Annotated in this window: 13 protein-coding genes, 7 tRNA genes and 1 pseudogene; 4 read left to right on the plus strand and 17 right to left on the minus strand. The window is 52.6% G+C overall.

The window, feature by feature from the left end:
* Positions 1-10: 10 nt before the first annotated feature.
* On the minus strand, positions 11-1,435 hold the full coding sequence (gene miaB / locus RTY00_RS06115; protein WP_312663819.1) for a tRNA (N6-isopentenyl adenosine(37)-C2)-methylthiotransferase MiaB: 1,425 nt from the start codon (positions 1,433-1,435) through the stop codon (positions 11-13).
* A gap of 169 nt (positions 1,436-1,604) precedes the next feature.
* Here miaB and ubiF point away from each other — a divergent pair, with 169 nt between their 5' ends.
* Positions 1,605-2,777 carry a 3-demethoxyubiquinol 3-hydroxylase gene (gene ubiF / locus RTY00_RS06120; RefSeq protein WP_312663820.1) on the plus strand — a complete coding sequence of 391 codons (1,173 nt, stop codon included), beginning with the start codon at positions 1,605-1,607 and terminating at the stop codon, positions 2,775-2,777.
* Between the two features lie 87 nt (positions 2,778-2,864).
* Here the strand turns inward: ubiF and RTY00_RS06125 are convergent.
* From RTY00_RS06125 to nagB, 12 genes and pseudogenes are all read right to left on the minus strand, one after another.
* A tRNA-Gln gene (locus RTY00_RS06125) sits at positions 2,865-2,939 on the minus strand.
* 28 nt (positions 2,940-2,967) lie between these two features.
* A tRNA-Gln gene (locus tag RTY00_RS06130) sits at positions 2,968-3,042 on the minus strand.
* 6 nt (positions 3,043-3,048) lie between these two features.
* Positions 3,049-3,125 (minus strand) — tRNA-Met (locus RTY00_RS06135).
* Between the two features lie 26 nt (positions 3,126-3,151).
* Positions 3,152-3,226: transfer RNA gene (locus RTY00_RS06140), tRNA-Gln, on the minus strand.
* Positions 3,227-3,260: 34 nt separating this feature from the next.
* Positions 3,261-3,335: transfer RNA gene (locus RTY00_RS06145), tRNA-Gln, on the minus strand.
* 21 nt (positions 3,336-3,356) lie between these two features.
* Positions 3,357-3,441: transfer RNA gene (locus RTY00_RS06150), tRNA-Leu, on the minus strand.
* Positions 3,442-3,448: 7 nt separating this feature from the next.
* A tRNA-Met gene (locus tag RTY00_RS06155) sits at positions 3,449-3,525 on the minus strand.
* A gap of 215 nt (positions 3,526-3,740) precedes the next feature.
* The gene (asnB, locus tag RTY00_RS06160; protein WP_312663821.1) at positions 3,741-5,408 is read right to left on the minus strand and encodes an asparagine synthase B; all 1,668 of its coding nucleotides are present in this window, start codon (positions 5,406-5,408) and stop codon (positions 3,741-3,743) included.
* A gap of 317 nt (positions 5,409-5,725) precedes the next feature.
* Positions 5,726-6,479 (minus strand): annotated as a pseudogene (locus RTY00_RS06165) (HAD-IIA family hydrolase).
* 42 nt (positions 6,480-6,521) lie between these two features.
* Positions 6,522-7,742, minus strand: a complete 1,221-nt coding sequence (locus RTY00_RS06170; RefSeq protein WP_137385370.1) for an N-acetylglucosamine repressor — start codon at positions 7,740-7,742, stop codon at positions 6,522-6,524.
* A 7-nt stretch (positions 7,743-7,749) separates the two neighbouring features.
* Positions 7,750-8,898 carry an N-acetylglucosamine-6-phosphate deacetylase gene (gene nagA / locus RTY00_RS06175; protein ID WP_312663822.1) on the minus strand — a complete coding sequence of 383 codons (1,149 nt, stop codon included), beginning with the start codon at positions 8,896-8,898 and terminating at the stop codon, positions 7,750-7,752.
* Between the two features lie 61 nt (positions 8,899-8,959).
* A complete protein-coding gene (gene nagB, locus RTY00_RS06180; RefSeq protein WP_110865725.1) occupies positions 8,960-9,760 on the minus strand; it encodes a glucosamine-6-phosphate deaminase in 801 nt (266 codons plus the stop codon).
* A 337-nt stretch (positions 9,761-10,097) separates the two neighbouring features.
* Between nagB and nagE the strand changes: the two genes are divergently transcribed.
* The 3 genes from nagE (at position 10,098) to RTY00_RS06195 (ending at position 14,582) form a co-directional block, all read left to right on the plus strand.
* Positions 10,098-12,131: an N-acetylglucosamine-specific PTS transporter subunit IIBC gene (nagE, locus tag RTY00_RS06185; RefSeq protein WP_312663823.1), complete on the plus strand. Its 2,034-nt coding sequence runs from the start codon at positions 10,098-10,100 to the stop codon at positions 12,129-12,131.
* 152 nt (positions 12,132-12,283) lie between these two features.
* A complete protein-coding gene (glnS, locus tag RTY00_RS06190) occupies positions 12,284-13,951 on the plus strand; it encodes a glutamine--tRNA ligase (protein ID WP_312663824.1) in 1,668 nt (555 codons plus the stop codon).
* Between the two features lie 235 nt (positions 13,952-14,186).
* Positions 14,187-14,582 carry a hypothetical protein gene (locus tag RTY00_RS06195; RefSeq protein ID WP_061717378.1) on the plus strand — a complete coding sequence of 132 codons (396 nt, stop codon included), beginning with the start codon at positions 14,187-14,189 and terminating at the stop codon, positions 14,580-14,582.
* A gap of 58 nt (positions 14,583-14,640) precedes the next feature.
* On the opposite strand, the gene fur is transcribed toward RTY00_RS06195, so the two are convergent.
* The 4 genes from fur to RTY00_RS06215 all read right to left on the minus strand — a co-directional run.
* Positions 14,641-15,090 (minus strand): ferric iron uptake transcriptional regulator, encoded by a 450-nt coding sequence (gene fur / locus RTY00_RS06200; RefSeq protein WP_007890672.1) that lies wholly within the window; start codon positions 15,088-15,090, stop codon positions 14,641-14,643.
* Positions 15,091-15,444: 354 nt separating this feature from the next.
* The gene (fldA, locus tag RTY00_RS06205) at positions 15,445-15,975 is read right to left on the minus strand and encodes a flavodoxin FldA (protein WP_008107028.1); all 531 of its coding nucleotides are present in this window, start codon (positions 15,973-15,975) and stop codon (positions 15,445-15,447) included.
* Between the two features lie 137 nt (positions 15,976-16,112).
* Positions 16,113-16,388 carry a LexA regulated protein gene (gene ybfE / locus RTY00_RS06210; protein ID WP_007890670.1) on the minus strand — a complete coding sequence of 92 codons (276 nt, stop codon included), beginning with the start codon at positions 16,386-16,388 and terminating at the stop codon, positions 16,113-16,115.
* Positions 16,389-16,555: 167 nt separating this feature from the next.
* The coding region (locus RTY00_RS06215) for an alpha/beta fold hydrolase (RefSeq protein WP_312663825.1) at positions 16,556-16,933 on the minus strand (378 nt) is incomplete at its 5' end.

The following is a 16,933-nucleotide window of genomic DNA, read 5'->3' on the forward strand; positions in this document are numbered from 1 at the left end:
GTTCGAGGTTTCAAGGCTGGAACAGTCCGACGCCGATGTCGTTCTCTTTGCGGGTACGCGCAATCACCGATGCCGGGCTTTCGGCCACACGGAGCGCCATTTGATCTTCGGTGCGCACCAGCACGCCGCGCAGGGAGCTGGCATACACATCAACAATTTCAACATCAACAAACTTACCGATCATTTCTATCGGCGCTTCAAAGTTCACCACGCGGTTATTGTCCGTGCGGCCGGTCAGCTCCATTACATTCTTACGTGAAATGCCTTCCACCAGCACGCGCTGTGTGGTGCCCAGCATGCGTCGGCTCCACGCCATCACCTGCTGATTGATGCGGTCCTGCAAGATGAATAGACGCTGCTTTTTTTCCTCTTCTGTCACATCGTCGGGCAGATCGGCGGCCGGCGTGCCCGGGCGCATGGAGTAGATAAAGCTGAAGCTGACATCGAAATTCACTTCGCCAACCAGCTTCATGGTCTGCTCAAAATCCTGCTGGGTTTCGCCGGGAAAACCGATGATGAAATCCGAGCTCAGCTGGATATCCGGACGCGCGGCTTTCAGCTTGCGGATTATCGCTTTGTACTCGAGTGCGGTGTGCGCGCGCTTCATCAGCGTCAGGATGCGGTCCGAACCGCTCTGTACCGGCAGGTGCAGAAAACTCGCCAGCTCTGGTGTATCGCGGTAAACCTCGATGATGTCATCGGTGAATTCAATCGGATGGCTGGTGGTGAAGCGAATTCGGTCAATGCCGTCGATCGCTGCCACTAAGCGCAGCAATTCCGCAAAGGTGCAGATATCGCCATCAAAAGTGGCACCGCGATAGGCGTTGACGTTCTGGCCCAGCAGGTTAACTTCACGTACGCCCTGAGCGGCAAGCTGAGCGATTTCCAGCAGAATATCGTCGCTTGGACGGCTGACTTCCTCGCCGCGCGTGTAAGGCACCACGCAGAAAGTACAATATTTGTTGCAGCCTTCCATGATCGATACGAAGGCGGTTGGGCCATCGGCGCGCGGTTCTGGCAGGCGATCAAACTTCTCGATTTCCGGGAAGCTGATGTCAACAACCGGACTTTTGCTGCCGCGCACGGTGTTGATCATCTCCGGCAGGCGATGCAACGTTTGCGGGCCAAAGACGATATCGACGTAACTGGCGCGCTGACGCAGGCGTTCCCCTTCCTGTGAGGCGACACAGCCACCTACGCCGATGATCAGATCGGGATTTGTCGCTTTCAGCTTTTTCCAACGACCTAACAGAGCAAAAACCTTCTCCTGCGCCTTTTCACGAATAGAGCAGGTGTTGAGCAGCAGAACGTCCGCCTCTTCAGCTTCCTCGGTTAAGGTGTAGCCGTGCGTACTGTTCAGCAGATCGGCCATCTTTGATGAATCGTATTCATTCATCTGACAGCCCCAGGTTTTGATGTGCAGTTTTTTGGTCATCGAACTAGCCATTGATTCAAGCGAAGTGCAGGGCGCGTATTGTAATGCTTCGACGCTGTTGTTACCAGGCTTCACGCATCTGCATCGCATCACGTGGCTAATTTCCGGTACACTTTAGCTATCAACGTGATGCTGGAAGGCCTCACGGCAAAAAGAAGGATTAGAGTCGATGCAGGATTCACATTTTGATGTGGTGATCGTGGGCGGTGGCATGGTCGGTGCGGCGCTGGCATGTGGTCTGGCGCAGCAGCAGTTCCGCGTAGCGGTGATTGAACGGGCGGAACCCGCAATCTTTGATGCCAGCAGCGAGCCGGATGTGCGCATCTCCGCCATTGGTGCCTCTTCGGTAGCGTTGCTGCAGCAACTGAATGTCTGGCCGCGCGTGCAGGCGATGCGCTGTGCACCTTACCGCCAGTTGGAAACCTGGGAGTGGCAAAACGCGCATGTGAAGTTTGATGCGGCGTCGCTTGGGCTGCCTGAGCTGGGCTTTATGGTGGAAAACAGCGTGCTGCAACGTGCGCTGTGGGAAAAGATGCAGGAAGAGGGCATCACGCTGATCTGCCCGGCGAGTTTACAGGGTTTGCAGCCGTATCGCGCCGGCTGGCATGTGCAACTGGATAATGGTCAAACGTTGGATGCGCGTTTAGTGGTCGGCGCAGATGGCGCCAACTCGCGTGTGCGGCAGTTAGCGGGCATTGGCGTACGGGGTTGGAACTATGCGCAATCCTGCATGCTGATCAGCGTGGAGTGCGAGCAGGATGCTGGCGATTCTACCTGGCAGCAGTTTACGCCTCAAGGGCCGCGCGCTTTCCTGCCGCTGTTTGATCGTCGTGCTTCGCTGGTGTGGTACGACGCGCCCGCGCGCATCCGCCAGCTGCAAAGTTTGCCGCTCCAGCAACTGGAGAAAGAGATCTATGCTCACTTCCCAGCACGTGTTGGGCGTATTCGGGTGAAAACCGCTGCCTCTTTCCCGCTGGTGCGACGCCATGCCACGCGTTATGTGATGCCGGGATTGGCGCTGGTGGGCGATGCGGCGCACACCATCAATCCGCTGGCCGGGCAGGGCGTTAATCTAGGCTATCGGGATGTGGATGCGTTGATCACGACGTTGCTCGAGGCGCGCAACCAGGCTGAACTCTGGTCATCGGACGCTGTGCTGCAGCGCTATCATCGCCAGCGTTATAAAGACAATTTACTGATGCAAGGTGGGATGGATCTGTTCTACTTCGCGTTTAGCAATAAGCTGCCGCCGCTGCGCTTTGCACGTAACCTGGCGCTGATTGCGGCCGAGAATGCCGGAGCGTTGAAACGCAAAGTGCTGCGTTACGCATTAGGTTTGTGATCGTAGGGAGCGCATTTATGCGCTCATGATTAATCCCCGAACGCAGAAAACAATAAAGCCCGCATAAGCGGGCTTTATTGTGCAATTTGGCTGGGGTGCAGGGATTCGAACCCCGGAATGCTGGTATCAGAAACCAGTGCCTTACCGCTTGGCGACACCCCAATAGGTGTTTTATCAAATTGTCTTTTTATGGCTGGGGTGCAGGGATTCGAACCCCGGAATGCTGGTATCAGAAACCAGAGCCTTACCGCTTGGCGACACCCCAATAATTTGGTGGCTACGACGGGATTTGAACCTGTGACCCCATCATTATGAGTGATGTGCTCTAACCAGCTGAGCTACGTAGCCTTTGTACTGCTTACTGCGTCCGACGATGGCTGGGATACCTGGATTCGAACCAGGGAATGCCGGTATCAAAAACCGGTGCCTTACCGCTTGGCGATATCCCATTCGTCGACTTTGTATCCACAACATAATCCGGATTGGCTGGGGTACCAGGATTCGAACCTGGGAATGCTGGTATCAAAAACCAGTGCCTTACCGCTTGGCGATACCCCATCCGGCTGCCGAAGACTGAAATGGTGCGGGAGGCGAGACTTGAACTCGCACACCTTGCGGCGCTAGAACCTAAATCTAGTGCGTCTACCAATTTCGCCACTCCCGCAAAAAGATGGTGGCTACGACGGGATTTGAACCTGTGACCCCATCATTATGAGTGATGTGCTCTAACCAGCTGAGCTACGTAGCCATCTTTTTCGCGTAACCTTCATCGGCGTTGCGGGGCGCATTATGCGTATTGAGTCTTGTAGCGTCAACAATTTTTTTGCCGTTTTTCGCCTTAAAACGCCTGTTTGTCTGGCTTGTAACCAGGCTGGTGATTTATTCGGCAAATTTCAAAGGTTGCACGACAGATTGCATAAAAAAAGGGCTCGATTGAGCCCCTTATCTTGTTGAGTAAAAACCTTATTTATACGCGGACTGATGCACGCCAACGGCACGACCTGATGGGTCATCCATTGATTTGAATGCTTCATCCCACTCAATCGCTTTAGCAGAAGAGCAGGCGACCGATGGACCGCCCGGCACACACTCAGCAGCGCTGGCGATCGGGAACAACTCTTCAAAGATCTCGCGATACAGATACGCTTCTTTCGAGTTCGGCGTGTTGTACGGGAAGCGGAAGTGCGCAGTTGACAGCTGTTGGTCGGTGATTTGCTTCGCCGCCACTTCTTTCAACGTATCGATCCAGCTGTAGCCAACACCGTCTGAGAACTGCTCTTTCTGGCGCCACGCCACACTTTCTGGCAGATAAGAAGAGAAGCATTCACGCAGAATGTGTTTTTCCATCTTGCCGTTGCTGCCGCACAGTTTGTCTGCCGGGTTAATGCGCATCGCCACGTCGAGGAATTTCTTGTCGAGGAACGGCACACGCGCCTCCACACCCCATGCGGACATCGCTTTGTTGGCGCGAGCACAGTCAAACATGTGCAGAGCCAGCAGTTTACGCACGTTCTCTTCGTGGAATTCTTTGGCGTTTGGCGCCTTATGGAAATAGAGGTAGCCGCCAAAGACTTCATCTGCACCTTCACCGGACAACACCATTTTGATGCCCATCGCTTTGATCTTACGCGACATTAAATACATCGGCGTAGAGGCGCGAATGGTGGTCACATCATAGGTTTCGATGTGGTAAATCACGTCACGAATCGCATCCAGACCTTCCTGCACGGTGAAATGGATTTCGTGATGCACGGTGCCAAGATGTTCTGCGACTGATTTCGCCGCTTTCAGGTCTGGAGAACCTTCCAGCCCAACCGCGAAAGAGTGCAGCTGCGGCCACCATGCATCGCTCTTATCCGCATCTTCTACACGTTTTGCTGCAAAGCGTTTGGTCACGGCAGAGATGATGGATGAATCCAGTCCACCCGACAGCAGCACGCCGTACGGCACGTCAGACATCAGGTGGCTTTTTACAGACTCTTCCAGCGCATGCTTCAGCTCGGCGGCATCCGTGGTGTTGTTTTCAACCGCTGAATATTCCATCCAGTCACGCTGCCAGTAGCGACGGATTTCACCATCGGCGCTCGACATGTAGCTTCCCGGCGGGAATTCTTTGATGCTGCGGCACACCGGCACCAATGCTTTCATCTCGGAAGCGACATACAGGTTGCCGTGCTCGTCGTTGCCCATATACAGCGGGATAATGCCAATGTGGTCGCGGCCAATCAGATATTGTTGCTTCACGCTGTCCCACAGGATGAAGGCGAACATGCCTTGCAGGTCGTCGAGGAAATCAACGCCTTTTTCCTGATACAGCGCGAGGATAACTTCACAGTCAGAACCGGTCTGGAAAGCGTAACGATCGCTCAACTCAGCACGCAGCGCCTGATGGTTGTAAATTTCGCCGTTAACAGCCAGTACGTGGGTGTGGCCAGCGTTATACAGCGGCTGTGCGCCGTTGTTAACGTCAACAATCGACAGACGCTCATGTACCAGAATGGCTTTATCATCTGCATAAACACCTGACCAATCCGGGCCGCGGTGACGCATCAGACGAGAAGATTCCAGCGCTTTCTTGCGCAGCTCAATAGGATCGCTTTTCAGATCCAGCACACCAAAAATTGAACACATAACTGACTCCTGATCTCACCTTGTGGTGAAGTTATTTCTACGTTTGTCCGGCAGCCTTGACTGCGTGATGCATAAGAAAATGCGCTAAATGGTGGTGTTAGCGCAAGCAAAATTGCGATTCTTTGATAAAAAGAATGTTGATGAGCGAGTAATATTGAATATTATTCAATTAATGCATGATTATTTTAGATGGTATCTAATGAAATGGCCGATTTGTTCATTTTGTGGTCACGCTGCGAGCAACAAAGTCAGGCTTAACCCCAGAAAAAACAAAAGCCCTGCAAGAGCAGGGCTATAAGAAGAGGTGATGACTGGGTTCAGAACAGGTCGATATCGGCAACCGACGGATAAATCCAATCCGGGCGGAAAGGCATGGCATCAATATCACTCAGCGTGGATACACCAGACAGCACCAGAATGGTTTCCAGACCCGCCTGGAAGCCTGCCAGAATGTCTGTGCGCAAGTTATCGCCGACAATCACCGTCTCTTCCGAATGCGCATGCATCTTGTTTAACGCTGCGCGCATGATGTACGGACTCGGCTTGCCGACATAAAACGGTTTACGGCCGGAAATGGTTTCGATGCCCGCGCAGAGCGCTCCGCACGCCGGAACAAAGCCGCGCGCGTGGGTATCGGGATTGGTAGCGATAAAGCGTGCGCCATTGGCCACGAAGAAAGCGGCTTTATGCATCATCTCCCAGTTGAAGGAGCGCGTTTCACCAACGATGACGAAATCTGGGTTGACGTCGGTGATGGTGAAGCCGGCTTTATACAGCTCATGAATCAGCGCACCTTCGCCAATCACGTAGGCTTTTTTCCCTTCCTGGCGGCGCAGGAAGTCGGCGGTAGCCATCGCCGAGGTGTAAAACACTGAATCGGGGACGTCAATGCCGGCGTTGGCAAATCGGTTCGCCAGATCCAGCGCAGTTTGTGAAGGATAGTTGGTCAACACCACCAACGGCATATCCTTCGCCAAAAATGCGCTGCAGAAATTCGTTCGCGCCAGGAACAGCGGTATTGTCGTGCATCAACACGCCGTCGATGTCACAGATTACGCTTTTAATCGTCATAAATTGCATCCGGTCGGGCCCGCTAAACAAGCGGGCTGGTGATTACTCTTCCAGCAGATGTTGCAGCAAAATGCCATTCAGCATAGCGCGTTTTGCCAGCGCAAAGGCGCCAATCGCCGAGCGATGATCGAGCTCGGAACGCACCACCGGCAAGTTTTTACGGAAGGCAGGCAGCGTCTGCGTATTAATGCACCCTTCAATGGCAGGAAACAGCACTTTATCGGCTTCAGTAATTTCACCGGCCAACACCACTTTTTGTGGATTGAACAGGTTGATGGCGATCGCAATCGCCTTTCCTAAATAGCGGCCGACATACTCAATCACTTCACACGCCAGCGCGTCGCCGTGGTTAGCGGCGCGGCAAATCTGTGGCATCAGGCAGTCATTCAAGGTTAATGAACTGGGATAGCCTTGGTTCAACAGGTGGCGCACGCGGTTTTCAATCGCGCCATTCGCTGCAATGGTTTCCAGACAGCCAAAGTTGCCGCAGTGGCAACGTTCACCTAGTGGATCGACCTGAATATGACCAATCTCACCGACGTTGCCGTTACTGCCGAGGAATATATGGCCGTTGGCGATGATTCCGGCACCGGTTCCGCGGTGTAAACGCACCAGAATGGAGTCTGCGCAATCGCGACTTGCACCGAAGTAGTGCTCGGCCAGCGCCAGACTGCGAATGTCATGGCCCACAAAGCTGGTGACGTTAAAGCGTTTTTTCAGGCTGGAAACCAGCGGCCAATGACTTACTGCGATGTGCGGCATATAGCGAATGATGCCGTTAATGGGATCAACCAAACCGGGCAGAATCACCGAGATAGCAATCAGTTCATGAATCTTACGCTGATGCGCTGCCATAAAGGCGCTGATGGCATTGAACAGCGCATTCTCCAGCGTTTCCTGGGTGCGTTCGGGCAGCGGATAATCTTCCTGCGCCAGCGATTTCCCGCTCAGATCAAACAGCGTCAACGTGGCGTCATTACGCCCTAAGCGCACGCCGATAGTATGAAAATGCCGGGTTTCAGTAATGATGGAGATGGCGCGGCGCCCACCGGTGGAAGCCTGTTGCTCCACCTCTTTAATGAGGCCGCGCTCGATGAGCTGGCGGGTAATTTTGGTGACGCTGGCGGGCGCAAGCTGACTGTGTTCGGCAATCTGAATGCGCGAAATCGGCCCCTGTTGATCGATTAGCCGATAGACGGCTGCACTATTAAGTTGTTTAACAAGATCAACATTTCCTATTTGAGACTGGCCGCCAGTGGTCATTCAATGCTTACTCGCTGAGGACGTTGTCTCCGTTGACGAACGTCTTAGTGATTTGATAATCGCGGGTAAAGACAGTCAGGTTGGCGACTTTTCCTGCTTCGACCGTGCCTAACTGCTTCTCCACACCCATCGCCTGCGCCGGATAGAGCGTCGCCATACGCAGCGCTTCATCAAGAGCGATACCGCAATGTTCAACGCTGTTCTGCACCGCTTCAATCATGGTCAAAGCAGAACCGCTGAGCGTACCGTTCTCGTCAACGCACAGGCCATCGCGATAGTATATTGTTTTGCCTGCAAAAATGAATTGATCAATCGACGCGCCCGCCGGTGCTGTGGCATCCGTCACTAACACCAGTTTGTCGCCTTTAATGCGTTTTGCATTGCGCACATTAGCGTAATGGACATGTAAACCATCCGCAATGATGCCGCAGTATACATCAGGCGAATCAAACAGCGCACCGATCAGACCTGGCTCACGTCCGGCGAAGGTTGGCATGGCATTATAAAGATGCGTAGCAAAACTGACGCCCGCGCTGAAGCCAATTTTTGCTTCTTCATAGGTCGCGTTGGAGTGACCGGCTGAAACAATGATGCCGGCATTGCGCAGCTTACGAATCACTTCGCTGCCCGCATTTTCAGGTGCCAGCGTGACTTTAGTGATAACGTCGGCATTGGTGCAGAGGAAATCCACCAGCTCGGCATCCGGCAGGCGAATCAGTTCAGGATTGTGCGTGCCTTTCTTGGCTTTATTCAGCCAGGGACCTTCCAGATGCAGGCCGATGGCCTGATTCTGATGCTTCGCCAGATAGGCGCGCATGGTTTCGACGGCGCGTTTCATCAGCGCATCGGAGCTGGTAATCAGCGTCGGCAAATAGCTGGTGCAGCCTGACTTCTCGTTGGCGCGCTGCATGATCTCCAGCGTTTCAACACTCAGTGCATTGATGTCATCGTTGAACTGCACGCCGCCGCAGCCGTTGAGCTGCAAATCAATAAAACCAGGAGCGATAAACGCACCAGCCACATCCTGCTGTGCAATTGCCGCGTCCAGGGCATCACGCGGACACACGCGCTCAATCAGGCCATCTGCAATCACAACCGCATGATTGTCCAGAATTTCATGACCGGTAAAAATCCGGCCGTTCACTAATGCGTACATCGTTTCTCTCTCCCGGCTAAGCCTGCTGCCTGAACGCAGCAGGTTTTGTTACAACGTGTTCTCACACACCTTTCATATTTTCCGCTTCCATTTCGCGGAAATATTTCACGGTTTTCACTTTCAGTTCCATGGTGGCGGGTTCGTCACAGACCACGACAGATTTGGCGTGCAGCTGCAGGCAGCTGATGGTCCACATGTGGTTGACGTTACCTTCAACCGCCGCCTGCAGCGCTTGCGCTTTCAGATGGCCGGTAACCAGAATCATCACTTCTTCGGCATCCAGCAGCGTACCGACACCGACCGTCAGGGCGTATTTCGGCACCTGATCCACATCACCGTTAAAGAAACGTGAGTTTGCGATGCGCGTGTCGTGCGTCAGGGTTTTGATGCGGGTACGTGAGGAGAGTGAAGAAGCTGGTTCGTTAAAGGCGATGTGACCATCGTTGCCCACGCCGCCCATAAACAGGTTAATTTTGCCGTAAGCGCGGATCTTCTCTTCGTATTGGCGACATTCTGCGTCAATATCTTCGGCATTGCCATTCAGAAGATTGATATTTTGCTGTTGAATATCAACATGATCGAAAAAGTTACGATACATAAAGCTGTGGTAGCTTTCCGGATGCTCTTTTGGCAGGCCAACGTACTCATCCATGTTGAAGGTGACAACGTGCTTGAAACTAACCTGGCCCGCTTTGTGCATGTCGATCAGGTGCTTGTAAGCTTCCAGCGGTGTTCCACCGGTTGGCAGGCCCAGCACGAAAGGACGTTCTGCGCTAGGCTTAAACGCATTAATGCGGTTAACAATGTGGCGTGCAGCCCATTTACCCACTTGGGTCGGTGTGGCCAAAGGGATCAGTCTCATGTCTTCACCTCAATTAAGATTGGAAATGTGGAGTTGCCGTTTCTCTGACAGTTTTCTGCCTTTAAGCGTAATGCGTTTAAGCGTAGCCATCCGGGAAAAGTGCGACTCGATATTTTTCATCATAAAATAAGTTTGTGGTGCTGGCTAGCATTTCGCATTATCAAACCACCATTTTGGTGATTAAAGTCACAGTTGTAGTGGTTTTAATTTGCGAGGCGAATTAATTTGTCTTTACACTGCGCCTCGTGGTGAAAAGTGTCATCAAGGTACCGGGCGACGGGATAATAAAATCAACCTGCGCCACGGCAAAACGCCAGTCTCATAGGGGGAGAATAAGGTGAGTGTATTAGGATATCTGCAAAAGGTCGGCCGCGCGCTTATGGTGCCGGTAGCGACTCTGCCGGCAGCGGCAATCTTGATGGGTGTTGGATATTGGATCGATCCAGATAGCTGGGGCGCAGGTAATGCGCTGGCGGCACTCCTGATCAAATCCGGTTCGGCGATCATCGACAACATGTCCGTGCTGTTTGCCATTGGTGTGGCATACGGTATGTCAAAAGATAAAGACGGTGCAGCTGCGTTAACCGGTTTCGTCGGCTTCCTGGTGGTGACCACACTATGTTCACCGGCTGCGGTAGCGATGATTCAGAAAATACCGGTGGAGCAAGTTCCTGCCGCCTTCGGTAAAATCAATAACCAGTTTGTTGGTATCCTGGTGGGTATTCTCTCTGCTGAGGTTTATAACCGCTTCAGCCACGTTGAGCTGCCAAAAGCGCTGTCATTCTTCAGCGGCCGCCGTCTGGTGCCGATCCTTGTCTCCTTCCTGATGATCGTCGTCGCCTTCGTACTGATGTACATCTGGCCGATCATTTTCGGCGGACTGGTGAGCTTTGGTGAGCATATCCAGAAAATGGGTTCAATCGGTGCGGGCGTCTATGCCTTCTTTAACCGTCTGCTGATTCCTGTTGGTCTGCATCACGCACTCAACTCAGTATTCTGGTTCGACGTTGCTGGCATTAACGATATTCCTAAATTCCTCGGCGGCGCGCAGTCTATCGCTGAAGGTACCGGTATCCCAGGCATCACCGGTCGTTATCAGGCAGGCTTCTTCCCAATCATGATGTTCGGTCTTCCAGGTGCAGCGCTGGCAATTTACCACTGCGCACGCCCAGAAAACCGCGCCAAAGTCGGCGGTATCATGCTGGCGGCGGCTTTTGCAGCGTTCTTTACCGGTATCACCGAACCGCTGGAATTCTCCTTCATGTTCGTGGCGCCGGTGCTGTATGTGATTCACGCAGCACTGACCGGTCTTTCAGTGTTCATCGCCGCGAGCATGCAGTGGATTGCAGGTTTCGGCTTCAGTGCGGGTCTGGTGGATATGGTGCTGTCAACGCGTAACCCGCTGGCGGTGCACTGGTGGATGCTGATCCCACAAGGTCTGGTGTTCTTCGTTATCTACTACGCAGTGTTCCGCTTCACCATCCAGAAATTCAACCTGATGACGCCGGGCCGCGAACTCTCTGCGGGCGATGAAACCGATGGTTATGACGTAAATGTCGATAACAGCGGCAACGGTGAAAGCCAAACTGAATCTCTGGCGCGTCGTTACATTGCGGCGGTCGGTGGCTCAGAAAACCTGACCCACATCGATGCCTGTATCACTCGTCTGCGTCTGAACGTTAAAGATTCTGCGCAGGTTAATGAAGGTGTCGCTAAGCGTCTCGGTGCTTCCGGTGTGATTCGTCTGAACAAGCAGAGCGTGCAGGTTATCGTCGGTACCCAGGCAGAAAGCATTGCGATGGCCATGAAAACTGTCCTGAGCAAAGGCCCGGTTGCGGCATCCGCTGCTGCGTCAACGGCTGCGCCTGCTGCAGAAGCAAAACCTCAGGCCGTGCTGAACAGTGAAAAAGCCGTGATTGCCACGCTGCTGGCGCCGGTAACCGGTGACATTGTTGCGCTGGAAAATGTGCCTGACGAAGCGTTCGCCAGCAAGGCAGTCGGCGATGGTCTGGCGATCAAACCAACCGGTAAAACCGTGGTTGCGCCAACAGCCGGAACCGTGGTGAAGATCTTCAATACCAACCATGCGTTCTGCCTCGAAGCGGAAAACGGTGTCGAGATCGTCGTGCACATGGGTCTGGATACGGTAGCGCTGGAAGGTAAAGGCTTCACGCGTCTGGTTGAAGAGGGCGCAACGGTCACTGCAGGTCAGCCAATCCTGGAAATGGATTTGGACTTCCTCAATGCCAACGCCCGCTCGATGATCAGTCCGGTTGTGGTCAGCAACAGCGATGATTTCGCTGGTCTGAATTTACTGGCAACCGGTTCAGTGGTTGCAGGCCAAACCCCGCTGTACGAGGTTAAAGGCTAAGTCCTTGTGATTGAGCCAGAAGGCAGGAAGCGATTCCTGCCTTTTTTGTTTTAAAACGACCAACAAACGGTTGTTTCCCTCCTGCGCTTTGTGGATCATACTCCGTTACTTCGTGGTACAAATCACCCGTTATAGTTTTTGAGGATTTTGAGATGAGTGAGGCTGAAGCCCGCCCAACGAACTTTATTCGTCAGATCATCGACGAAGATTTGGCGAGCGGTAAGCACAACAGTGTGCATACCCGTTTCCCGCCAGAGCCCAATGGTTATCTGCATATTGGCCATGCAAAATCTATCTGCCTGAACTTTGGTATCGCGCAAGACTACCAAGGTCAGTGCAATCTGCGTTTCGACGACACTAACCCAGTAAAAGAAGATCTGGAGTTTGTCGAATCCATTAAGCGTGACGTGCAATGGCTGGGCTTTGAGTGGAGCGGCAACATTCGTTACTCCTCAGACTACTTCGACCAACTGTTCAACTATGCGGTGGAGTTGATCAACAAAGGCCTGGCCTATGTTGACGAACTCTCAGCAGATGAGATCCGTGAATATCGCGGTTCCCTGACGGCACCGGGCAAAAATAGCCCGTACCGCGATCGCAGCGTGGAAGAGAACTTAGCGCTGTTCCAGAAGATGCGCGATGGCGGTTTCGAAGAGGGCAAAGCTTGTTTGCGCGCCAAAATCGACATGGCTTCCAGCTTCATCGTGATGCGCGATCCAGTGCTGTATCGCATTAAGTTTGCCGATCACCATCAAACTGGCAGCAAGTGGTGCATCTATCCGATGTACGACTTCACCCATTGCATTTCGGATGCGATTGAAGGCATTACGCACTCTCTCTGTACGCTGGAGTTCCAGGACAACCGTCGTCTGTACGATTGGGTACTGGATAACATCACCATTCCGGTTCATCCGCGTCAGTACGAATTCTCACGCCTGAATCTGGAATACGCGGTGATGTCGAAGCGTAAACTGACTCAGCTGGTGAGTGAGAAGGTTGTCGAAGGCTGGGACGATCCGCGCATGCTGACCGTGTCGGGTCTGCGTCGTCGTGGTTACAGCGCCGCTTCAATCCGTGAGTTCTGCCGCCGTATTGGTGTGACCAAACAGGACAATATCGTGGAGATGGCTTCACTGGAATCGTGCATTCGTGACGATCTCAATGAAAACGCACCGCGTGCGATGGCTGTAATGGATCCGCTGAAAGTGGTGATCGAGAACCTGCCTGCAGGTCACGAAGAGATCATTAGCATGCCGAATCATCCGAACAAACCGGAAATGGGCACGCGTGAAGTGCCATTCAGCCGTGAAGTGTGGATCGATCGCGCGGATTTCCGTGAAGAGGCCAACAAGCAGTACAAACGTCTGGTGCTGGGTAAAGAAGTGCGTCTGCGTAATGCTTACGTGATCCGTGCCGAGCGCGTGGCGAAGGATGATGAAGGCAATATCACCTGCATCTACTGTACCTGCGACGTTGATACGCTGAGCAAAGATCCGGCCGATGGCCGTAAAGTGAAAGGCGTTATCCATTGGGTTTCTGCGATTCACGCACTGCCAGCGGAATTCCGCCTGTACGATCGTCTGTTCAGTGTGCCAAATCCGGGTGCGGCTGAGGATTTCCTCACCACCATCAACCCGAACTCACTGGAAATCAAACAGGGCTTCGTGGAGCCAGGTTTGCGTGCAGCGGATCCAATGTCTCCATACCAGTTCGAACGCGAAGGCTATTTCTGTGCTGATAGCGTCTATTCACAGCCATCCAAACTGGTGTTTAACCGCACCGTTGGTTTGCGTGATACCTGGGCAAAAATCGGCGATTAATTCATTTTGTCGCTAGCACGATAAGATCATGAAAGGGCAAGTAATCGCCCTTTTTTATTGTCTCGATTTAGCCAGATACGACCTTTTATGCTGCCCGCAGTAATTAGCCTTTAATTCCTTATTTGCGACTATTCTGACTTTAGCAAAATTAAACCATTTGCCAGTGTGAAAAACTTTTTTTCAGGTAGGCTATGCGCTCTCAGCCGTTGCTCTGCGGGTAATCAAAGGATAAAAAATGACTAGTCTCGCCCTGGAAGCCAAACATAGCGTGGTGGTTTTACATCAGCTTATCGAACGTATTTTCAATCAGGCAGAAGGCAGTGATGACAGCATTGATCTGTTCTTGTCGTACTTTCATCCCGACTTCAAAATGGTTACGCCACAGGGCAAACAGCTTGATCTTAATGAGATGGAAACACTGTTTCGCCAGTTGCAGGGGCAGCGTGAAGGGATGCGAATTGCCACCAGTGAGCACGCCATCATTTCGCAGCAAAGTGAGGAAGTCACAATTCAGTATCGTGAATTGCAGATGATGAATGGCACCAATCAAAGCCGTATTTCTCTGGCGGTACTGGATTGCAGCACCGCCATTCCGCGCTGGCGCTACTTGCAGGAAACGCTCGTTGCCTGATTTCAGATATAAAAAAACCGGCTTAAGCCGGTTTTTTTATACTGCATAGCACACTCAATTACTTATCGTGGAGCGTATCGTCTTCGCGGCAGTCTCCCAGAGCACAGTGACCATACAGGTACAGGCTATGGTTGCTAAGCTTGATGCCGTGGCGAGTGGCAATTTCACGCTGACGCGTTTCGATTGATTCATCGCTGAATTCGATAACTTTGCCACAATCCAGGCAGATCAAGTGATCGTGGTGATGTTGCTGAGTCAGTTCGAAGACAGATTTGCCACCTTCAAAGTTATGACGGGTTACGATGCCCGCGTCGTCAAACTGGTTAAGAACGCGATACACCGTTGCCAGACCAATCTCTTCGCCCATATCGATCAGGCGCTTATACAAATCTTCCGCACTGACGTGATGGGACTCGGGGCCGGGTCCCTGAAGCACTTCCAGAATTTTCAGTCTGGGTAGCGTGACTTTCAGGCCAGCCTTCTTCAATGCGGAGTTGTTGTCAGTCATGCGGATATTGTCCTGTTACTTTGCTAGTCACTTGCGGCGCAGGGGCCTTGAATGTTTAGGTCAACGCGCATTCTCATTTGCGTCTCATTATAGAACTCAAGCAGTGAAATGAAAACCAAGGCAACGTCCTTAATCACCAAAGGTTGTAAGGATAACGTCACTAACGTCTTCAGGACGCTTGGGTTTTGGATTCCATTTCACTCAGCCTCATTCTACTGCCAGAGGAATAAGCGGATGACCATTGCGGGTATTCTACAGATTTGCGGGGAAAAGTTAAAAAACCGTAGCTATTATTTTTATAGGAAATTCCGTTGCCCGATGTGAGGCAGCGCGCACATCGGGCAGAGCAGGGAATTAAGCTTCAATAATCTCTTTCAGCTGCAGCTCATCGAAGATCTGCTTCACCCACTTCTCAACACGTTCGTTGGTCAATTCTGGTTGACGATCTTCATCAATCGCCAGACCCAGGAAGTTTTTGTCATCGGCCAGACCTTTAGAGGCTTCGAAATGATAGCCTTCGGTTGGCCAGTGACCAACAATCACCGCACCGTTTGGCTCGATGATGTCACGGATGGTGCCCATCGCGTCACAGAAGTACTCGGCGTAATCTTCCTGGTCGCCACAACCAAACAGCGCTACCAGCTTGCCATTGAAATCAATCTCTTCCAGCGTCGGGAAAAAATCATCCCAGTCACACTGCGCTTCGCCGTAATACCAGGTTGGAATGCCCAGCAGCAGGATGTCGAATGCATCGAGATCTTCTTTGGTGCTCTTAGCAATGTCATGCACTTCGGCGACATCTTTACCCAGTTGTTTCTGGATCATCTTTGCAATGTTTTCAGTGTTGCCGGTATCGCTGCCGAAGAAAATGCCTACGATTGCCATGGGTTAGGTAACCTCTTGAATCCTGATTGTGAAAGTAAGTCAGTTGACTGCACAGTTATGCGAATAATAGCAGACCGGTAAAAAGTGCGGAACTTGTAAAGCCGTGACTTTGTGTTCCAGCGTGCGGTCTTCGCGCGTTACGACAGTTTGAGCTGTGCCAGCAGCATTTGTTCAATCAATTCGCTGCGACTGATGTTTTGCTGATCGGCCAGCGTGCTGAGCGCGTCAACCGCCTCGCTCGACATCTTCAGCTCAACACGACGCAGCCCACGCACTTTATCGCGCTTGAGCTGGTTGCGTTTGTTGATGCGTAACTGTTCATCACGCGTCAGCGGGCTGGTTTTCGGGCGACCAGGACGCCGCTCGTCTGCGAAGAGATCAAGCGTAGTGCGGTCTGTCTGTTCTTTTGCCATGGTTTGTAAAACTGAGTGGGCGCGAACGGCGGAAAGGCGCTGCGCGATTAAAACATTATCGGCCCGACCACGGCGAAAAAATATCCGTGGCAAATTTTTAGCGCGACATCATACTCCAGCGCCTTCCCTGACGCCAACCCTAAAGCGCAAGCGGCAAGCTTTTGCTTTTACAGGTTAAAAAAACGCCGAACGGCGCGTAACACCGCATCGGGTTTCTCGGCGTGCACCCAATGTCCAGCTCCGCTGATCACATGTGCATGCGCCTGCGGGAACTGACGCAGCAGCGCATCGCGATGCTGATTATCCAGATACGGCGAATCGCCGCCGCGAATAAACAGTGCCGGATGCGGCCATGCAGGAATCTCTTCCCAGCCGGAGATGGTGCTGTAGGTATCCCACAACACCGGCACATTAAAGCGCCACTCGCCCTCAGCGAAAGACTTGAGGATGAACTGGATCACGCCTTCTTCACCAATATGCTGACGCATGACCTCAGCGGCTTCGCTGCGGCGCGTGACGCCGGCGGTGGTAACGGCGCGAATAGC

Origin of the sequence: Pantoea sp. CTOTU49201 (genome assembly GCF_032054795.1) — a bacterium.
In the GTDB taxonomy this organism is placed as follows: Bacteria; Pseudomonadota; Gammaproteobacteria; order Enterobacterales; family Enterobacteriaceae; genus Pantoea; species Pantoea symbiotica.